The sequence below is a fragment of the Paraburkholderia sp. 22098 genome, from assembly GCF_052045935.1.
Taxonomy (GTDB): Bacteria; Pseudomonadota; Gammaproteobacteria; order Burkholderiales; family Burkholderiaceae; genus Paraburkholderia; species Paraburkholderia caledonica.
The window spans coordinates 306,679-323,700 of sequence record NZ_JBQEPV010000008.1; the positions used below are offsets into that span (position 1 = coordinate 306,679).

Here is a 17,022-nt window from a genome sequence, read left to right on the forward strand (position 1 = left end):
CACGTCCATGACATGGACCGTCGATGAACAGCTTGCGTTGAGTGCAACCGACGCAGTCGCCGCGATCCAGTCGAGCAGGCTCAAGGCAACAGATTACGTCGCGACACTTCTCGCGCGAGCGGCGGCGCTCGGCACGCTCAACGCGCTGACCGTGATCGATCTCGACGGCGCACTTGCCGCCGGCCGGCGCATCGACGCGCTGCCCGCGTCAGCGAGAGCGCAACTGCCGCTTGCCGGACTGCCGATCGTCGTCAAGGACAACATCAATACCGCGGGACTGCAGACCTCCGCAGGCACGCCTGCTCTCGAAGGTTTTGTCCCGGGCACCAACGCGCGTTCGGTGCAACGTCTCATCGACGCCGGGGCGATCATTCTCGGCAAGGCCAACATGCACGAGCTCGCGTTCGGCATCACGAGTACCAATCTCGCGACGCATGCCCGGCCGGTGCGCAATCCGTACGATCCCACGCTGATTCCCGGAGGCTCGTCGGGCGGCACGGCGGTGGCAATCGCCGCACGCATCGCGCCCGCGGGGCTCGGCACCGACACCGGCGGCTCGACTCGCATCCCCGCCGCGTTGACCGGCACCGCAGGCTTTCGTCCGTCGGTTGGCAATGGCGGTGCCGAGCGGCGCTATAACGACCCTGACGCCGTGGTGCCGATCAGCCATACCCGCGACACCGTGGGGCCGATGGCGCGCACAGTAGCCGATATCGCGCTGCTCGACGGCGTGATAACCGGCGAGGGTGCGTTGCCCACCGTCGCGCTGAACGGCTTGCGCATCGGCTTGCCGGCGCCGCTGTGGGAAGGTCTCGCGCAGCAGGTCGAGGACGTGGCGCGCGCCGCGCTGAAACGGCTCGAAGCAGCGGGCGTTGTTTTCGTGCCGGTGGCGATGAGCGAACTGAACGACCTCAACGGCATGGTCGGCGGCCCGATCGCTATTCACGAAGCGCGCGACGATGTGAACGCCTGGCTCGTCGCCAACCAGGCGCCGGTGCAGACCATCAGCGAACTGGCGGCTCGCATCGCGAGCCCCGATGTGCGTGCAATTTATGACGCGGTGATCGCAGGCTCGCTCGACGCGCACTACGAGGCGGCGCTCAATCACTGGCGGCCATTGCTGCAGGCCTATATCGCCGCTACTTTCGCCGACGAACGTCTCGAAGCGCTGCTGTTTCCCACCACACGGCTCACTGCGGTGCCGATGGACGAGATCAACGGTTCATCGACGGTCTCCATCGACGGCGCGCCGCCCATCGATACGATGGAAGCGTTCCTGCGCAATACCGATCCGGCCAGCACGTCGGGCATTCCCGGACTGTCCTTGCCCGCGGGAATGAGCGCACACGGTTTGCCGGTCGGTCTCGAACTGGATGGACCGCTTGGCAGCGACAGGCGTCTGCTCGCCATCGGCGTGGCGTTCGAACAGTTACTGGGCACATTGCCGCCGCCCGTGCTTTAAGCAAAACAAAACATGCCGATAGAAATAACTCGCCCTCAAGCTCACGCCCCAGTTCAGGCTCAAGCGCCGATAAAAACACCTCCAGATACGCCTCGATTTTCCGGATCCGATGGTCGCCGACCAACGGAGAAACGCGCGCGTTACTTCCGGCGCGTCGTTGCGGCGCTGGGCATCGCGCTTGCCGCCGCCGGATGCGCGCGTCTTGCGGCCGTCGATTCCAATGCGTTATGGAAGATCGTCGACATGCGCTGCGTGCCTTCGCAACAGGCGACCGGCACGCCCGGTCAATGCACGTTCGTGGATCTCGACAAACGCTATGCAATCCTGAAGGATATTGTCGGCCGCTCGCAGTATCTGCTGATTCCGACCGACCGTATCAGCGGCATTGAAAGTCCGCTCGTGCTCGCGCCACATGCGCAGAGTTATTGGGCCGACGCGTGGGCCTCACGCGACTACGTGAATCGCTCAGTCAAGCGGACGCTGCGCGACGATCAGTTGGGGCTTGAAATCAACTCCCAATTCCGCCGCTCGCAAAACCAGTTGCATATTCATATCGATTGCATGCGCCGCGATATCAGCGACGCGCTCGCGCGCCACGCGAAAGACGCGCCCGGCGAATGGCATTGGGACACGCTCGACGGCAACCGTTACCGGATCATGCGAATCACCGCGCTGAGCGGCACGAGCGATCCGTTTCGCATTGTTTCGCGCGACAACCGTAACGCCGATGCAATGGCGCTGCAAACCATCCTTGTCACGGGTGCGGGACCATCGGCAGAGAAAGATGGCTGGCTCGTCGTGAACAGCGGCCTCGACGCGGACAATGGCAGCGGGTCTGCCGAAGGTCTGCTCGATCACTCATGCCACGTGGCCGACGCCTCATAGCAGCAGCGGATTCGAGAGCCGGTCCTGTGCGCGTGCAGGATGCGAGCGGGAACGCGCTCACCATGGCCGGCGCACCGAGTCCTGATAGCGCGTCAGAATGAAATGCGCTACATCGTTCGAGTGATAAGCCGACACCAGTTGCGCGACCCACGGCTCGCCCCGCTCGGCCTCGCGCACCGCCAGCACGCCGGCGTACGGTGAGCGGGCGTCCTCAATGCCGATGCTGTCGCGTGCAGGATAAAGTCCGGCCCGTTGCGCGCTCTCGTTGTCCATCACGACAATCGTTGCCGCATTCAACGCCGCGACGAGCCGGTTGCGGGGCAGCGCACGCAGCGTCAGGTTCAGGCGATTGCCCGTCACATCTCGCAACGTCGCGTGAAGGCCGGCGCGGTCGTCGAACGTTAGCAGCGTGTAGTTCTGCAGCAGGACTAGCGCCCGCGCCATGCCTTCCCGGTCGTCAGGAATGACGACACTCGCGCCACGCCGGATTTGCGCGAGGCTCGTCAGCTGGCGCGAGTAGAGCGCCATGGGAAGGGTGACCGTCGTCGCCACTTCATAAAGCGGATAGCCGTGTTTTCTGCGCGACGCTTCAAAACCTGGGCCGTCTTCGAAGCTCGCGGCGTCGATACGATGCGCGGCAAGCGCCGCGTCGATCTGCGCACCGCTATCGAACGTCACCACGTCGACGTCGAGTCCGCGAGCGGTTGCGACGCGCCGCACTTCGTTCATGATTTCGGCATGCGTGCCGCGCCTGACGCCTACTTTCACGGCCGGCTGCGCGGCATCCGCGAAAACTGCCGATCCGCACATAGCCGCCGCGCCGATCAATACCGCGCTGATCGCTGCGTTAACAACACGTCGCGGATTCATCCTTTGGTGTCCCGCAAGATGGTCCTGAAACCGATATGCGATGCCGGCAGGTCCGCTTCCTGTTGCTCGCGCGAAGACGCCCTGTAGCGCACGCAGTAATCTCGCGAGCACAGGAACGAGCCGCCCTTGATGACCATCGGCGTGTCGTGTCTGCGCGTGGCTGGTGCAATTGCCGCGGTATCGCCATTCGTATGCGATTGGTGTTCGCCCGTGTAGACGTCCCTGGTCCACTCCCATGCATTGCCGATCATGTCGTACAGCTTGAACCCGTTGGCCGCATAACAGCCGACGGGCGACAGACCCACATGCTTGTCCTCGTTGGTATTGAGAACGGGGAACACGCCTTGCCAGTAATTTGCGGCGGGCTTGCCGTGCGCATCGCGCGGTGCTGTGTCGAGGTCCGCGCCCTCCTGCCCGCCCTTCGCCGCGTATTCCCATTCGGCCTCGGTCGGCAAGTCGCGGCCGAGCCACCGTGCATACGCGAACGCATCGGCTTGCGTGACGAGCGTCACCGGTTGACTCATCTGCGCGTCGATGTTGCTGCCCTCGCCCGTCGGATGCCGCCATGATGCCCCCTTGACCCAGCTCCACCACGCAAGGTCGCGTGCGTTCATTTCTTCCCGCGTCGGAATGTGAAAGACTGCAGCGCCGCCCTGCTTTTCGGCGTCAGTGACGTAGCCGGTCGCGCGGACGAACTCGGCGAATTGCGCATTCGTCACATCGGTCTGATCGATCCAGAAACCGCCGACGCGCGTAAGACCGTCGCCCGCCGGCCGCTCGTTTGCATAACCGCGTGTGCTGCCGAGCACGAAGGTGCCGCCATGCAGATGCACCATGCCGGCCTTCGCGTCATCGCGCCAGCCGGCGGGCAGACCCGCGTAGCGCTCGCACTGCGCTTCTGAGCCGAGCGGCGCAAGCGAGCGCGCGTGGTTCAGATCGTCGAAGCCCGCCGTTCGCGCGGGCCACGCCGCGACCGCGAACGCCACGCAGAAAACGGCGGCGAACAGGCCGCCAAAGCCGGCAAGCGTTCTTGCTCCGATGCTCATGACCGTGGCAATTCCGCTCAGTAGTAGCCGCGCGGCCGCAGCGGTTCGACGCCGCCGACAGTGGACATGTATGCGTTCCACTGCTGCACGAGTCCGTCGATGATCGACGGATTCTGCGCCGCCACGTCTGTCGTCTCGCCTCTGTCCGAGGTCATGTCATACAACTGCCAGTGGCCATCGACGGGACCGAGCGGCGGCTCCGTCCACAACGCCTTCCATTTGCCGTCTGCGCTGCGCAGATAGCCGCGGCCGTACGCTTCATCGCCGAACGACGCCGTATGCACGGCGCTGTTCGACTGGTCGTTGAGAACCGCCAGCAACGATTGCCCCGTGACGGGATACACGTAGCGGTTGTTGTAGACCACCTTGCCCTTGTTCTGATCGACGCCCGTCAGCGAGTTGATCAGCGGCGGAGCAGGCTGCGCGGGCGGCGTAACGCCCGCGACGGCAAGGAACGTGGCCGTGTTGTCGGTGACGTGCGTGAAGACACGCAAGGTCGTTTTCTGCACGGTCTGCCCGGGCAAATGCACGATCAACGGCGTCGATACGCCGCCCTCGCCGGAATAGCCCTTGGTCAGACGGAACGGCGCCGCGCTGACTTCGGCCCAGCGCAGTCCGTACTGCAAGCGCTTCGCGTTCTGCAGCCCGTTGTCGGTGCCGAGCGTCGAGTAGACCGGCTCCGCTGCGTTCGCCGTATCCGTCGCCGTCGGGTCCGCGCCGGAGTCGATCGGCCAGCCTTCGGCCCCGTTGTCCGACTGGAACATGATGAACGTGTTGTCGTACTCGCCGATGTCCTTCAGATGCTGGATCAGCAGGCCGATGTTGTGATCGAGGTTGTCGACCATGCCGGCATAGATTTCCATGTAGCGCGCCTGCGCTTTCTTTTCATCGGCTGACAAACTGGCCCACGACTTGTTCACATTGCCCGGACCGTAGTCGCTATAACCTTGCGCGGCGCTATGGACGGCGCTGACGTATTTCGCGTTGACGGTGCCGTTGCCCGCGGTCGCCGGCGTAGCCGCGAGCGTTTCAGGCGCGCCTGCATACGGGTTGAAATCGGCGGGAATGATGCCGAGCGCCTTTTGTCGCGCGATGCGCGCTGCTCGAACCGCGTCGTAGCCGGCGTCGTATTTGCCCGCATACTTGTGCAGATACGGCTCAGGCACCTGCAGCGGCCAATGCGGCGACGTGTACGCCGCATACGCAAAAAACGGCTTGCCGTCGCCTTTGTGCGAATCGATGTACGAGATCAGTCTTTGCGTATAGAAATCGGTCGAATAGAACACGGCCGGACTGCCGCCCGCGCCGCCCGGTTGTCCCGGCTGACCGGGCTGAACGTACTGCCCGTCTTCGGTGTAGTTCTTCGAGCCGGCGGGCTCGTGTGCGAAGTGATTCGTGGCGGCGCCGCCGAGCAGCGCGTAACTATGCTCGAAGCCCCATTGGTCCGGCGTCTGTCCACTGCCCGTCGCGCTGCCCACAATGCCCGAGCCGATATGCCACTTGCCCGCCATGTACGTGTGATAGCCGGCGTCCTTGAGCAGTTGTGCGACCGACAGCGCGCGATCGTTCAGATAGCCTTCGTAGCCGGGCAGACCTTTGCGCTCGTCGGTCGGCACACCCATCGTGCCTTCGCCGACCAGGTGGTGGTCGGTGCCCGAAATCAGCATCGCTCGCGTGATCGCGCAAACCGTGCCTGTGTGATGGTTCGTGAGAATGCGTCCGGATTGCACGAGCGCATCGAGATTCGGCGTGTCGATGTCGCCGCCGAACGCGTGAATGTCCGAGTAGCCGAGATCGTCCGCCATGATGTACAGAATGTTCGGGCGTTTCGCGGCCACCGGCGTGGCAGCCGGCGGTGTTGGAGAAACCTCGCCGGAACACGATGCAAGCGCAACGATACTGGCAACGGCGGCACCGAGTGCCCGCAGCCTGGGAATGGTGAGGAACGCCGCCGGATGCGAACTCGAGCTTTTCATTGTTGTATCGGCCGTGGTTGTCTGAGCGCGAGATGGTAGCAACCGGTAATTCGCCGCCCAACCAAGGTTTAGTGAAAAGCTAGAGACGTTCTGTGCTAAAGGATCGATGTAGCTTTGCGTCTGTGCTGTTTGCTGCTGCGGGTATCAGTGGTAAGTGGTCGTGGACGACTGCAGTTTCGTCAGCACGCCGCGTCTGAACGCGAACCAGCCTTGCGAACCTTGCATCACGACTTCCTCGCCTTGCCAGAACACGCGCTTGACCGTCATACGCGCGCCAATGCGCTGCACAAGTGCAGGACGGTGGCGAAAGTCGTATAGCACCGGGCCCGAATCGGTCTGCACGAGCATGCGTCTGACGGCGTCATCGGCGTTGCCCATGTCGTCGAAATGCGTGAGCGTATTGGCGTTGAAGCGATCGAACACTTCGTTGTCGAGCATCGCCGTGAAATCATGCCCTGCGCGAACGAATTGCAGTTTGCCCGACGGCGTATCGAGCGGGCCCGAGTCGTTGCTTTGCGCATGAACGCCAGTGGCTAAAGAGATGGCTGCGAGCGCAGCAACTAGTAGTCGTCTCATGTTGCCTTTGTCCAGAGTGACAGCAATTCATCGGTCGGCGGGATCGCCCACCGCGCGCCAACCGCACGCCAACCGCACGCGAATCGAAAACCAACCGCACTATCGCCGCTGCGGATGTTCAAGAAAGAATCGCAGCATTTCCGCGCTCGCGTCAGGACCTGCGGGATCCGTGTAGCTGCCCCGCGCATTGCCGCCGGCCCATGCGTGCGGGGCGCCGTGAATGGTCCACAGTTCTGCGTCGATACCGTCCGCTGACACGAGCCGCGAGACGGTACACGCGCGTCCGCCTGCATCGGTCCGACGCTGTTCGCCGTCGCCTTGCGGCCGCGCTGAGAAGCCGTCGACGAGTTGCGCCGCATTGCGTATGTTAACCGTGGCGTCGGCGTCACCGTGAAAGACGATCACCGGCCGCTTCGGTAACGAAGCGGTGCCGTGCGCGCCGCGCCGTGCCTGTACCGGACGCTTGCCGCCTTTCATCGCTGCGAGTGCGGACGGAAGATCGTGCGCGCATCGTGCCGCAAGACCTGAATGCACGCCGGCCGCCGCATAGAGTTCCGGATATTCGGCAACCATGATCGCCGCCATTGCGCCACCGGCCGAGAGCCCCGCGACGTACACGCGCGTGGGATCGACGTTCTGCTCCGAGATGATCTCGCGCGTGATGCCGGCGATCAACGAGGGCTCGCCGCGTTCGCATTGCTGGTCACCGGGCTTGAACCAGTTCCAGCATTTCGACGGATTGGCCTGCTGCGGCTGCTCGGGGTAAGCGACCAGAAATCGATGTCGCTCCGCAAGTGCGTTCATCTGTGTGCCCGCGGCGAAATCGTCGGCGTTCTGTGTGCAACCGTGCAGCATGACGATCAACGGAAGCGGCTCGCCCTGGCTTTCCGCCGGCACATACAGCCGATATTGCCGGCGACCGGCGGCGTTCGAAAACGCGTGCGTGCTGAAGTGTCCCCGGTCCTGGATATCGGCGCGGGCTTCGCGCGCATTGACCGTCTCGGCGTGCTTTGCCGCCGGCCGCTCGAACGGAACGGTGAACGCTTCCGGCGTGGCATGCCAGGACGCCGTTCCATGCGTAGAGCCCTCGACGTTGCCGCCCAGAGCACGTTGTATTGCTTCAGTCGCTTCGGCGGGTCCACGGGTGCGCAGCAAGGTCATTGCTTCGCGCATCGAGGTCAAAAAACCTTCATCGAGTTTCATCTGTCTTGTCCGGTAAAAGTGTTGAGTGTCGTGCGTCGGCAGTTAGCGGATTCTGCCGGCGAGCGCCGTCTTGACCGCAGCGGATGCGTGAAACGCTCCGAGCACGACAACGCTGTCAATGGTCGCAAGCGCGAGTTCGGGGGTGACGTCGGCAGCAATGCTGGCCAGTCCGAGCACCTGGATCGTGAGACGCTGATGCGCCGCACGAACCGCCTCGAGATCCTCTCGCGAAAAATGCTGTAGCCCGAGCACGAGCGCGCGGCGGCTCACGGTCTCCTGAACAACCTGCGCGTGCAGCGCAAGCTGGTTGCGGATAGCCGTGCGGATCAGGTCGGTCCGGTTCGAATAGAAACCTTCCTGCACCAGCAGATCGATTTGCCCCAAGTCAACGGGGCCGAGGTTGATCGTGATTTTTTCCGACTCACCGCCCTTCGGACGAGTCGCGAGGTTTGCTGTCGAGTTTTCCATGTTTCCATCCGAATACCATCCAATGGGATTGTTATAGGCTTATTTTGGATGCGGTGCAACATGAAAATTGGGGGCCATTACGGTTGTGGGCGGCCACGCGTGGTCGTTGCGCGGCGCTGTATAGGCCCAGCATTGCGCGCCGCGTTTAGACAAACAGTGGAGAATTTGCTTCGACGTCTTACCCTGCGAAGCACGCAGGCCGCGCACGAGCTAACCAAAAAACCGCGCCCAGGCCGCGCGGATGCGCCGCCCGCGATCTTCGAAGAGATATGAGCCGCCCAGCGCGAATAGACCTGAGATGATGCCCGTCAACACATGCTCGACGACGGGGATGCGGTAGTGACTCGGATGCGAATAGGCATCGCCAATCGCTGTCAGGCAGCCGACGACCAATGCATTGCCGTATCGGTGCGCATAGAGTTTCCTCGCCGGTGTGAAAGTCAGCAGTACGGCGAGCACGCCGGTGAACAGTCCAGTCTGCAGTGCAATCGCCCAATGCGCGAGGCTCAGCAGATTGCCCCAACTCCCGGGCATGCACGTCATACATGCGCTGGTCGGCTGCCAGAATCGCCGTACGAAGAGCCTGAGCCGTTGCTTCCATTCGACTAACATGATGTGTTTCCGGTCGATGCCCCGTCGCGGACGCTAGCTGCCTATCATCGGCATTCTCTTCACACGTTTGGTCGCGCCCATTCGCCGGATGAGCAGCAGGCCGGCGTACTGCACGATACGCCGGGAGGCGGGCTCGGTAACGGACGCGTGTCCATCACATAACGATATGCGCTGCGCGACCGGTTCGCTAACGCGTTTCGCCACTACCCGCCCCTTCGGCCGTTCCGCCGCCCACTCATCACGCTCCGTCACCCGCCGACTACTCACTCGAGCCAAGCATCTCGTGCACGGCATCACGATAGGTCCGCAATGGCCGTCCGAGCATTTTCGAGAGTTCATCCACTGCATTGTCATCCGCGCGCATACCGTGGCGCTGGATACCAGCCATCATCAGACGCATGTCGTAGGCCATCCAGTCGGGTCCATTTCCCGCCAGTTGCTGCTCGAAACCGTCCAGGTCATCGCCTGCGTAGCGGATTTCGCGCTGCAACGCTTCGCTCCAGATGCGTGCGACCGACTCACCGGTCAACGCTTCGGGGCCCACAACTTCGAGCGTGCGGCCGGGCAGTGCATCGGGTGCGCGGTGCCGCGCCAGCAGTTCGGCCGCGGCGGTGTCGGCAATGTCCCGCACGTCGACCATGTTCACGCCAGCGTGGCCAATAGGCATCGGATAAATGCCGTGGCTCTCGACGACAGATTTGATGCGCTCGTCGTTCTGTATGAAGTAGGCGGGACGCAGAATGGTCGCGGGCATATCGAGGCTTTGGATCATCCGCTCGACGGTGTGCTTGCCTGTGAAATGAGGCACATTGGTATAGAGGTCGGCGTGAATCACTGACAGATAGACGATGCGCTCGATGCCCGCATCTCGCGCCAGGTTCAACGTGACCAATGCCTGCGTGACTTCGTCCGGGACGACCGCGTTGAGCAGAAACAGCGTGCGCACCGACGACAACGCCGCGCGCATCGAACTCACATTGCTCATGTCGCCGACGACTTCCGCCACGCCCGACGGAAGCGCCGTTTTACCCGGCGCTCGAACCAGCGCTTTGACTTCGACCCCGCTGGAAGCGAGGCGCTGGACGATCTGCATACCTACGGTGCCCGATGCACCGGTGACGAGAATACTCATGATTTGCTCCAATTCTGGAAAGTCGATTTAAAGGAAAAAATCCCCCACGGTTTTGCCGACCTGTGGCTGGGTCCGATTGCGTTCGATCGCCGTGGGCAACTCTTCGAAGCGCACGACGGCACTGACCTTGGACTGCAAACGCCCGTGCGTCACGTCGTCGGCGATCTGTTGCAGCCGCGCGGCATCCGGCGTGTTCACGAACCACAAGCCGCGACGCCCGGCCGGGGCGCTCGTCAGAATGTCCGGCGACGCAGTGCTCACCACGACCCCATCTGCAGAAAGCACGGACCAAGAGCGAGCAAGCACGTCGCCGCCGACATAGTCGAGAACAAGATCTACGCCGCTTACCAAGGTTTCGAACTGCTGCTGGTCGTAGGCGATGACATGGTCCGCGCCGAGGCTGCGGACATAGTCCACATCGCCGCTTAGGGCGGTCGCAAACACCTCGGCGCCGGCCCGATGCGCGTACTGCACCGCGAATCCGCCCAGACCGCCGGCCGCGCCCTGAATCAGGATGCGCTGTCCGGCACGTATCGGTCCGGCGAAGTTAAGGCTTTGCCATGCCGCCACCGCTGCGACGGGTAACGCTGCTGCCTGCACGAAGCTCATCGAGTCGGGCATCGTGGCGAGGTTGGCCGCGTTCACCGCCACCAGCTCGGCATAGGCGCCCAGCGCGCCCGGCGCACCCATGACGCGGTCGCCTTTGCGCAACCGGGTGACGCCGGAGCCCACTTCTTCCACGACGCCGGCCAGCTCGATGCCGAGAACGGTCGGCAACTCCAGCGGAAAAGCGTCCCTCACGTAACCCTCCCGAACCTTCCAATCCAGTCCATTGACACCGGCGGCATGCACACGGACGAGAACCTGGCCAGCTTCCGCCACCGGTGCGGCGACGGAAGAAATCGTGATGGCGTCGGGGCCGCCGTATCTAGTCAGGACGACTGCGCGAACGTTGTTCATAAGAAACTCCTTTGAGCGTTTGGTTGCCGTACACCCCAACAATAAGGAGTTTCACATTCAAAACAAAGACCATAAAATCGAGACCAGCCGTATCACAATTGAGACACCCATGGACCTGAACGCGCTAGACGACTTTCAACTCGTGGCGGCTCACGGCGGTTTTGGCAAAGCGAGCCGCGCCAGCGGCCGTTCCAAAGCCACGCTGTCGCGCCGCGTCGCCGACCTCGAAGAAGCGTTGGGCGTTCGGCTCATCGAGCGAGGCACTCGTAGCCTGGAGTTGACCGAGGCCGGCCAGTTGCTGCTGACCCGAACCGAAGGGCCGATGCACGAGGTAGCCGAAGCAGTCGCGGCGGCACGAGACGGGCTCGCCACGCCGCGGGGCCGCCTACGCGTCGCGGCACCGTTGCTGTTTTCGCAGATGGCGCTAGGGCACCTCGCCGCTCAGTTCATTGCCAGCTATCCCGAAGTGGAACTCGAAGTGGTCGCGGACGATCGCCCCGTCGATCTCGTCGACGAGCATTTCGACGCGGCCATCCGCATCAATCCACACAGCGACAGCACATTGGTCGGCAGGTGCTTCGCCAAGGACCGGCTGGTACTTGCCGCTGCACCATCGGTTCAAATGCCGCGAGGCAGCGGCGATAAACCTGTCCCGGTTCCGGCCGTCGTCATGCCGAGCTATCGCGACGGAGATGTCTGGTCTGTCCGCAATGGTCAATTCACCGTCGAGCCGCAACCTGTTCTTCGGCTGTCTTCGCTGTTGATGGTCCGCGACGCCATTGCCGCCGGCGCAGGGGCGGCCATGTTGCCGGAGTCGATCATCGGCGGTCTGCTTGAGGACGGCAAACTGGTGACATGGGGAATCGCGGGCAACGACGTCGAGCTTTGGGTCCTGCACACGTCCCGTCGTTTGCAAAGCCCCAAAGTGCGGGCCTTCGTGGAGTTCATGTGCAGCCAGTATCCAGAAGGATCGTTCACTATTCCGACAAAGTGAATTTGCCCCGGTCGTTGCCCGGTCGCAGTCGGGCCGGACCCTGGCCGCCCTTACCCGTCGCGGCGAAAATGCAATCCTGAACAAATTGGTTCAGACGCGGCGCATGGCTCGGTAGGATCGCTTCAAACATGCATCCGACCGATTCAGCCGATGGCGATCTACCTCGACGACACGCAACGCAAAGCCATCGCAAGGCTGGCAACGAGTTGGACCTGGCGCACGCAATGGCCCACATGGCTACTGATCGTCGCGATCTACAGCGCATGGTTCGGCGTTGCAACCCATGCGCGCGTGCTCGGCCTGCCACTGACCGCAACCCTGCTCGCGTTGGTCAGCGCGTGGTACATGTCGCTGCAACATGAACTGCTCCACGGCCACCCGACATGCTCAGCGCGCGTGAATGCATTGTTTGGCTTCGCGCCGCTGGCCGTGTGGTTTCCGTATCGCGTGTATCGCGAGTCGCATCTTCAGCATCATGACGACGCGCATTTGACGCAGCCCGGGCGCGATCCGGAGAGCTATTTCGTCGATGCTCGTGTGTGGCACCGCGCAGGCTGGGCGATGCGCGCGCTGCTCATCTGGCGCAATACGTTTGTAGGCCGCCTGGTCGTGGGACCGGCGTTTGCGATTGCGGCAACCGGCGTCGATGCATTGCGCAAGGTAAAGCTCGGCGACTGGCGCGACGTGCCCGCCTGGCTCGCGCACTTGATCGCATTGGCCGCGCTCACCGCGTGGCTGCACTATGTGTGCTTTATTCCGGCGTGGGTGTTCATCGTCGGCGTGGGGTATGGGTCGATGTCGCTCGGCTCGATTCGTTCGTTCCGCGAGCACCGCGCCGCAAACGATATTGAACATCGCACGGTTTTGAACGAGGCGGCCCTCTTCTGGCGGCTGCTCTTTTTGAATAACAATTTTCATCTGGTCCATCACGACTTGCCGCATGTGCCGTGGTTCGCGCTGAAAACTGTCTATCAAGCGTCCCGCGAGCAATACATCGAGCGATCCGGCGGTTTTCTGGTCGCCGGTTATGGCGAATGGCTCACGTTCCACGCGTTCGCGCCGGCCGAGAACCCGCTTCATGACGCATCGCGCCGTTTCGAGCCCGTATCGACAGAAGCCGAACTCACGTAGGCAACGCGCGGTTCGTCAACACGCGGCGCGAGCAATTGGAAAGCCGCCAGCGGTCCGGGGTCAACTTGCAGGCGGACTGCTGCACGGTAAAATCCGAGCCTACACTCGCTTTTACCAGGCAGCATCGTGAAGACAAGCAGGCGCCAGTCACTTAAACCGCGCAAGGTTCCGCAGCAATCCCGCGCCCAGCAAACCGTCGCCACCATTCTCGAAGCGGCAGCGCTCGTTCTCGAAGTCAAAGGGTCGGACGGTCTGAATACCAATCTCGTCGCGCAGCGTGCGGGCGTCAGTGTCGGCACGCTGTATCAGTATTTCCCCAACAAGGACTCGCTTATCGTTGCGCTGAGCAAACGGGAGCTGGCCGTCTTCTTTGCGGAAGCGCAAGGCGCGTTGCACGAGCCGACGGGTCAGAGCGCGTTGAAGCACCTGGTCACCGTCTCCGTGCGCCAGCAGCTGCGTCGCCCCGCGCTGGCCCGTGTGCTCGACTTCGAAGAAAACCGCCCTGCTATCGCGAGAGAACTCGCCAAATCGAAAGCAGCATTTCGCGAGGTGATCGAGCAGATTCTGGCGCGCGACGATATTCCGCCGCAGACCGACATGCAGATCGCCACGGACGATCTCGTTGCGATCATCCGTGCAATCGTGGACGGTGCGGGCGAACGTGGAGAATCGGATCGTGCGGGTTTGGAAGCACGGGTCGGCCGGGCATTGAGCGGATATTTGGGTATCGGGGATCGACAGCCTGAGAAGCCGCGATCCCGTAAATGAACAACGCGCTCAAATACGAGCAAACGCTCGGATTGAAAACGTCTCAACACTGCGCAGCCCTTGCCAGTGCTGGCCGTAGCAGACGTGAAAACGCGCTGCGCAATGCGAGTTTGAAAACTGAGCGATCACTCGCAAAATGGATTCCGTGGGGAGCAACACAGTTGGGTCAGCCGGTTATAGGCCGGACGCCGCGTTCTCCACGACATCTTCAACGTATTCTGCGAGCGCAATCATGAATCTTCACAAAGAAGCGAAGCTCAACCACCTGAGCTTTCCCACTACCGACGTAGCCGAGACCGCTGCCTTTTTCGAAAAATACCTGGGCTGCGAAGTCGTCGCCGCCGGCGAGCACCGTCTGCTCAAGCGCAATGGTTTCGACATTGTTCTGGAGCACACCACGGGCGAAGCACCTGTCTGGCCGAACAACTTCCATTTCGGGCTGGAGGTTGCCAGTCTGGACGATCTCCATACTTTGCATGACGAATTCCTGCAGGGCGGCGTGCAAATGGAAACGGGCGTGTTCAATAACACACGCGGATCGCGGTTCTTCTGCCGCGCGCCTGGCGGCCTGCTGATCGAGGTCAACACTCGCGCCGACATGCAGGACGATCAGTGGCGCAAGCTGTTTTAATCTTTGTCGATCGCGCGACGAGCCGCCGTCGCGCCAATCAATGCATGTAACGTATTGATTCCAGCGATCTGCATAAGCGGCGGCGTCAGTACGATCTATTTCAAGGTGCAATTTCTTCGAGACTTCGTTCGCGTGTCTCGGTCATCTTCAATGCGCAGATCGCGCCGACTACCGCGACCACCGCGAACATGACGAAGACCGAGCCAATACCCTTCTTGTGAAGAAGCAGTCCGGCAAGCGAAGGACCGACGGCGGACGCGAGCCGCAGCCATGACGTGGCGAGCCCCGTACTCGTCGCGCGCATTCTGGTCGGATAGACCTCGGGCGTGTACAGGTACAGCACCGCGGCAATGGAACCGATCAGTCCATAACTCAGCGTGCCGAGCACCATTGCGCTCCACACGTCGTGCGCGGCGAAGAGTCCGAGACATGCAAACAGAACTGCGGCCAGACAGAAAGCGGACACCGTCCAGTTACGGCGCCCCACGCGATCGATCACGTACGCACAGACCAGCAGCAGCGCCACTTGCGCGACGTTAGTCATCGACGCAGCGCGTAGTGCCGTTTGCAGCGGCAGGTGATAAACGGATCGATACAGCGTCGGCAGCCAGTTGTTCAAACTGTTCGCGATGAAAAACGCAGTGGCCCACAATACCCACACGACGAGCGTGCGCCCCCGATAGAACGGCGAAAGCAGTTCGCGCCAACCCGCACGCGCATTCACAACACCTCTGTTGGTCGGCTGGTGCCGGCCGGGTTCGATGCGGCGGTCGGTGCTCGCTTCCATGTCCTGCACGACGATTTCAGCTTCACTCAAACGCCCTTTGGAAATTAGCCAACGCGGCGATTCGGGCAAACGTGCGATAAGCATTGCGACGAGAAGGCCAGGCACCGCACCGATCCAGAACATGATTTTCCAGCCTATGACAGGCACGAGCCACGCGCCGATCTGTCCGGTTGCCATCAGCCCGACCGGGAAGATCAACTCATACAGCAGAAAGTATTTGCCGCGACCGTGCGCGTTGGAAAGCTCGCTAATGTACGTTGCCGCGACCGGCATCTCGCCGCCCACGCCGATTCCCTGAATGAACCTGCACACGAGCAGCATCGCGAAACTGCCGCTTAGCGCACACCCCATGCTCATCACCGACATGATCGCGATGGCGATGGTTGCACTGCGAATCCGCCCGCGCCGCTCCGCGTACCAACCGAACGTGAGTGCTCCGATGAACTGCCCCACGTAGCTCGCGCCAATCAGCACGCCGATTTCAAGGGGCTCGATATGCCAAAGGCCGATCAACACCGGAAGCACGAACGCGATAGAGAGCGCGTCGAATGCGTCGAAAAACGTCGCGCTGCCGACAATGATTCGCGCCTTCGTATGCCAGCGCGAAAACGGCACGCCCTCGATGCGACGAATGAGCGCCGCGCTTGCGGCATCCACTCCCGCATCTGCGGCTGCCGTATGCGTTTCGTCGCGTCTTGCCGCCCCCTGCAGCGCATTGCCTTCCTGCATCTTCGTCTCCTGTTGCGAGCGCACTGTGCAGCGTTCGGGCGACGACGCCCAACGCCGTGCTTCAGCACCCCCGTCGTTGTTATCAGTGCAATGCGTATACGGCGATCAGCGCGAGGACCACCACCACACCGAGCGTCCATGTCCAGTTTTTGGCGCCCGCGACAGACGCGGCAGGTGCGGCAGCTGCGGCGCCTTGTGCGGCCGCGCGAGCGTCGCCCGACGGCGTGGCCGCGTTCGGTTCCGCATCTTGCGCAAGCGGTGCGGCGCTCGCTGCTGCTGCTGCTGCGGGCTGCGGTCCGACAACGGCAGTCGTGAAGCGCCCGAAGAAGTCCTCCGCCATTTTCCGCGCGACGCCGTCGATCAACCTCGCGCCGACCTGCGCGAGACGTCCGCCCACCTGCGCATGGGACCGGTACACGAGGCGGGTCCCCCTGCTATCGGTGAGCAGATCGACGTGCGCGCCGCCCTTGCCGAATCCGGCCGCGCCGCCCGATCCTTCGAAGGTCATCGAATAGGACTGGGGCGGCTGCAGATCGGTCAGCACCATCTTTCCCTTGAAGCGTGCTTTGATCGGACCGACCGAAGCGGCCATCACCATCTGAAACTGATTGTCGTCGAGACGTTCAAACGACTCGCAACCGGGTACCGAGGCCTTGAGGATTTCAGGGTCGTTCAATGCGGCCCACACGCGTTCGCGCGGCAGCGGCAGAATCTGTTCACCTGTCAGTTCCATGTGCAAATCTCCTTGTCGCCAGCCGTCGCCGTTGCGCTAGCTGCGCCCTGTCATGAACG

The 17,022-nt window shown here is 62.4% G+C and carries 17 protein-coding genes; 6 read left to right on the top strand and 11 right to left on the bottom strand.

The genetic code is table 11. The annotated features are described in order from the left end of the window. Window positions 1-7: 7 nt before the first annotated feature. A complete protein-coding gene (iaaH, locus tag ACTJLB_RS19190; RefSeq protein WP_440784194.1) occupies window positions 8-1,462 on the top strand; it encodes an indoleacetamide hydrolase in 1,455 nt (484 codons plus the stop codon). A 165-nt stretch (window positions 1,463-1,627) separates the two neighbouring features. Further along, a complete protein-coding gene (locus ACTJLB_RS19195) occupies window positions 1,628-2,347 on the top strand; it encodes a CDP-diacylglycerol diphosphatase (RefSeq protein WP_440784238.1) in 720 nt (239 codons plus the stop codon). Between the two features lie 57 nt (window positions 2,348-2,404). On the opposite strand, the gene ACTJLB_RS19200 is transcribed toward ACTJLB_RS19195, so the two are convergent. The 9 genes from ACTJLB_RS19200 to ACTJLB_RS19240 all read right to left on the bottom strand — a co-directional run bounded on the left by ACTJLB_RS19200 (window position 2,405) and on the right by ACTJLB_RS19240 (window position 11,190). Further along, window positions 2,405-3,157, bottom strand: coding sequence for a MetQ/NlpA family lipoprotein (locus ACTJLB_RS19200; RefSeq protein ID WP_440784239.1), 753 nt, complete (start codon window positions 3,155-3,157; stop codon window positions 2,405-2,407). 56 nt (window positions 3,158-3,213) lie between these two features. Beyond that, window positions 3,214-4,263: a formylglycine-generating enzyme family protein gene (locus tag ACTJLB_RS19205; RefSeq protein ID WP_440784195.1), complete on the bottom strand. Its 1,050-nt coding sequence runs from the start codon at window positions 4,261-4,263 to the stop codon at window positions 3,214-3,216. Window positions 4,264-4,280: 17 nt separating this feature from the next. Further along, window positions 4,281-6,239: an arylsulfatase gene (locus tag ACTJLB_RS19210; RefSeq protein ID WP_440784196.1), complete on the bottom strand. Its 1,959-nt coding sequence runs from the start codon at window positions 6,237-6,239 to the stop codon at window positions 4,281-4,283. Between the two features lie 144 nt (window positions 6,240-6,383). After that, complete coding sequence (locus ACTJLB_RS19215) at window positions 6,384-6,815, bottom strand: hypothetical protein (protein ID WP_440784197.1); 432 nt, start codon at window positions 6,813-6,815, stop codon at window positions 6,384-6,386. A 99-nt stretch (window positions 6,816-6,914) separates the two neighbouring features. Next, a complete protein-coding gene (locus tag ACTJLB_RS19220) occupies window positions 6,915-8,018 on the bottom strand; it encodes an extracellular catalytic domain type 1 short-chain-length polyhydroxyalkanoate depolymerase (RefSeq protein WP_440784198.1) in 1,104 nt (367 codons plus the stop codon). 42 nt (window positions 8,019-8,060) lie between these two features. Beyond that, window positions 8,061-8,486 carry a CopG family transcriptional regulator gene (locus ACTJLB_RS19225; protein WP_020066275.1) on the bottom strand — a complete coding sequence of 142 codons (426 nt, stop codon included), beginning with the start codon at window positions 8,484-8,486 and terminating at the stop codon, window positions 8,061-8,063. Window positions 8,487-8,696: 210 nt separating this feature from the next. Next, window positions 8,697-9,098, bottom strand: a complete 402-nt coding sequence (locus ACTJLB_RS19230) for a hypothetical protein (protein ID WP_214879265.1) — start codon at window positions 9,096-9,098, stop codon at window positions 8,697-8,699. A 259-nt stretch (window positions 9,099-9,357) separates the two neighbouring features. Continuing rightward, window positions 9,358-10,230 carry an SDR family oxidoreductase gene (locus ACTJLB_RS19235; protein ID WP_440784199.1) on the bottom strand — a complete coding sequence of 291 codons (873 nt, stop codon included), beginning with the start codon at window positions 10,228-10,230 and terminating at the stop codon, window positions 9,358-9,360. A 27-nt stretch (window positions 10,231-10,257) separates the two neighbouring features. Continuing rightward, window positions 10,258-11,190, bottom strand: coding sequence for an NADP-dependent oxidoreductase (locus ACTJLB_RS19240; protein WP_440784200.1), 933 nt, complete (start codon window positions 11,188-11,190; stop codon window positions 10,258-10,260). A gap of 109 nt (window positions 11,191-11,299) precedes the next feature. Here ACTJLB_RS19240 and ACTJLB_RS19245 point away from each other — a divergent pair, with 109 nt between their 5' ends. The 4 genes from ACTJLB_RS19245 to ACTJLB_RS19260 all read left to right on the top strand — a co-directional run bounded on the left by ACTJLB_RS19245 (window position 11,300) and on the right by ACTJLB_RS19260 (window position 14,714). Next, window positions 11,300-12,184 (top strand): LysR family transcriptional regulator, encoded by an 885-nt coding sequence (locus ACTJLB_RS19245; protein WP_440784240.1) that lies wholly within the window; start codon window positions 11,300-11,302, stop codon window positions 12,182-12,184. 150 nt (window positions 12,185-12,334) lie between these two features. After that, entirely contained in the window at window positions 12,335-13,315 is a 981-nt protein-coding gene (locus tag ACTJLB_RS19250; RefSeq protein ID WP_440784201.1) for a fatty acid desaturase, read from the top strand. 126 nt (window positions 13,316-13,441) lie between these two features. Next, the gene (locus ACTJLB_RS19255; RefSeq protein WP_440784202.1) at window positions 13,442-14,083 is read left to right on the top strand and encodes a TetR/AcrR family transcriptional regulator; all 642 of its coding nucleotides are present in this window, start codon (window positions 13,442-13,444) and stop codon (window positions 14,081-14,083) included. Between the two features lie 232 nt (window positions 14,084-14,315). Then, window positions 14,316-14,714, top strand: coding sequence for a VOC family protein (locus tag ACTJLB_RS19260; protein ID WP_020066281.1), 399 nt, complete (start codon window positions 14,316-14,318; stop codon window positions 14,712-14,714). A gap of 100 nt (window positions 14,715-14,814) precedes the next feature. Here the strand turns inward: ACTJLB_RS19260 and ACTJLB_RS19265 are convergent, their stop codons facing one another. Together ACTJLB_RS19265 and ACTJLB_RS19270 are read right to left on the bottom strand one after the other, a co-directional pair. Then, window positions 14,815-16,230: an MFS transporter gene (locus ACTJLB_RS19265; RefSeq protein ID WP_440784203.1), complete on the bottom strand. Its 1,416-nt coding sequence runs from the start codon at window positions 16,228-16,230 to the stop codon at window positions 14,815-14,817. An 82-nt stretch (window positions 16,231-16,312) separates the two neighbouring features. Further along, complete coding sequence (locus ACTJLB_RS19270; protein WP_440784204.1) at window positions 16,313-16,963, bottom strand: CoxG family protein; 651 nt, start codon at window positions 16,961-16,963, stop codon at window positions 16,313-16,315. Between the last annotated feature and the right edge of the window lie 59 nt (window positions 16,964-17,022).

What these genes read in the sequence shown, in the direction of transcription:
- iaaH (WP_440784194.1), top strand. Translation starts at nt 8, where the DNA reads ATGACATGGACCGTCGATGAACAGCTTGCGTTGAGTGCAACCGACGCA.
- ACTJLB_RS19200 (WP_440784239.1), bottom strand. Translation starts at nt 3,157, where the DNA reads ATGTGCGGATCGGCAGTTTTCGCGGATGCCGCGCAGCCGGCCGTGAAA.
- ACTJLB_RS19205 (WP_440784195.1), bottom strand. Translation starts at nt 4,263, where the DNA reads ATGAGCATCGGAGCAAGAACGCTTGCCGGCTTTGGCGGCCTGTTCGCC.
- ACTJLB_RS19210 (WP_440784196.1), bottom strand. Translation starts at nt 6,239, where the DNA reads ATGAAAAGCTCGAGTTCGCATCCGGCGGCGTTCCTCACCATTCCCAGG.
- ACTJLB_RS19215 (WP_440784197.1), bottom strand. Translation starts at nt 6,815, where the DNA reads ATGAGACGACTACTAGTTGCTGCGCTCGCAGCCATCTCTTTAGCCACT.
- ACTJLB_RS19220 (WP_440784198.1), bottom strand. Translation starts at nt 8,018, where the DNA reads ATGAAACTCGATGAAGGTTTTTTGACCTCGATGCGCGAAGCAATGACC.
- ACTJLB_RS19225 (WP_020066275.1), bottom strand. Translation starts at nt 8,486, where the DNA reads ATGGAAAACTCGACAGCAAACCTCGCGACTCGTCCGAAGGGCGGTGAG.
- ACTJLB_RS19230 (WP_214879265.1), bottom strand. Translation starts at nt 9,098, where the DNA reads ATGTTAGTCGAATGGAAGCAACGGCTCAGGCTCTTCGTACGGCGATTC.
- ACTJLB_RS19235 (WP_440784199.1), bottom strand. Translation starts at nt 10,230, where the DNA reads ATGAGTATTCTCGTCACCGGTGCATCGGGCACCGTAGGTATGCAGATC.
- ACTJLB_RS19240 (WP_440784200.1), bottom strand. Translation starts at nt 11,190, where the DNA reads ATGAACAACGTTCGCGCAGTCGTCCTGACTAGATACGGCGGCCCCGAC.
- ACTJLB_RS19245 (WP_440784240.1), top strand. Translation starts at nt 11,300, where the DNA reads ATGGACCTGAACGCGCTAGACGACTTTCAACTCGTGGCGGCTCACGGC.
- ACTJLB_RS19250 (WP_440784201.1), top strand. Translation starts at nt 12,335, where the DNA reads ATGGCGATCTACCTCGACGACACGCAACGCAAAGCCATCGCAAGGCTG.
- ACTJLB_RS19260 (WP_020066281.1), top strand. Translation starts at nt 14,316, where the DNA reads ATGAATCTTCACAAAGAAGCGAAGCTCAACCACCTGAGCTTTCCCACT.
- ACTJLB_RS19265 (WP_440784203.1), bottom strand. Translation starts at nt 16,230, where the DNA reads ATGCAGGAAGGCAATGCGCTGCAGGGGGCGGCAAGACGCGACGAAACG.
- ACTJLB_RS19270 (WP_440784204.1), bottom strand. Translation starts at nt 16,963, where the DNA reads ATGGAACTGACAGGTGAACAGATTCTGCCGCTGCCGCGCGAACGCGTG.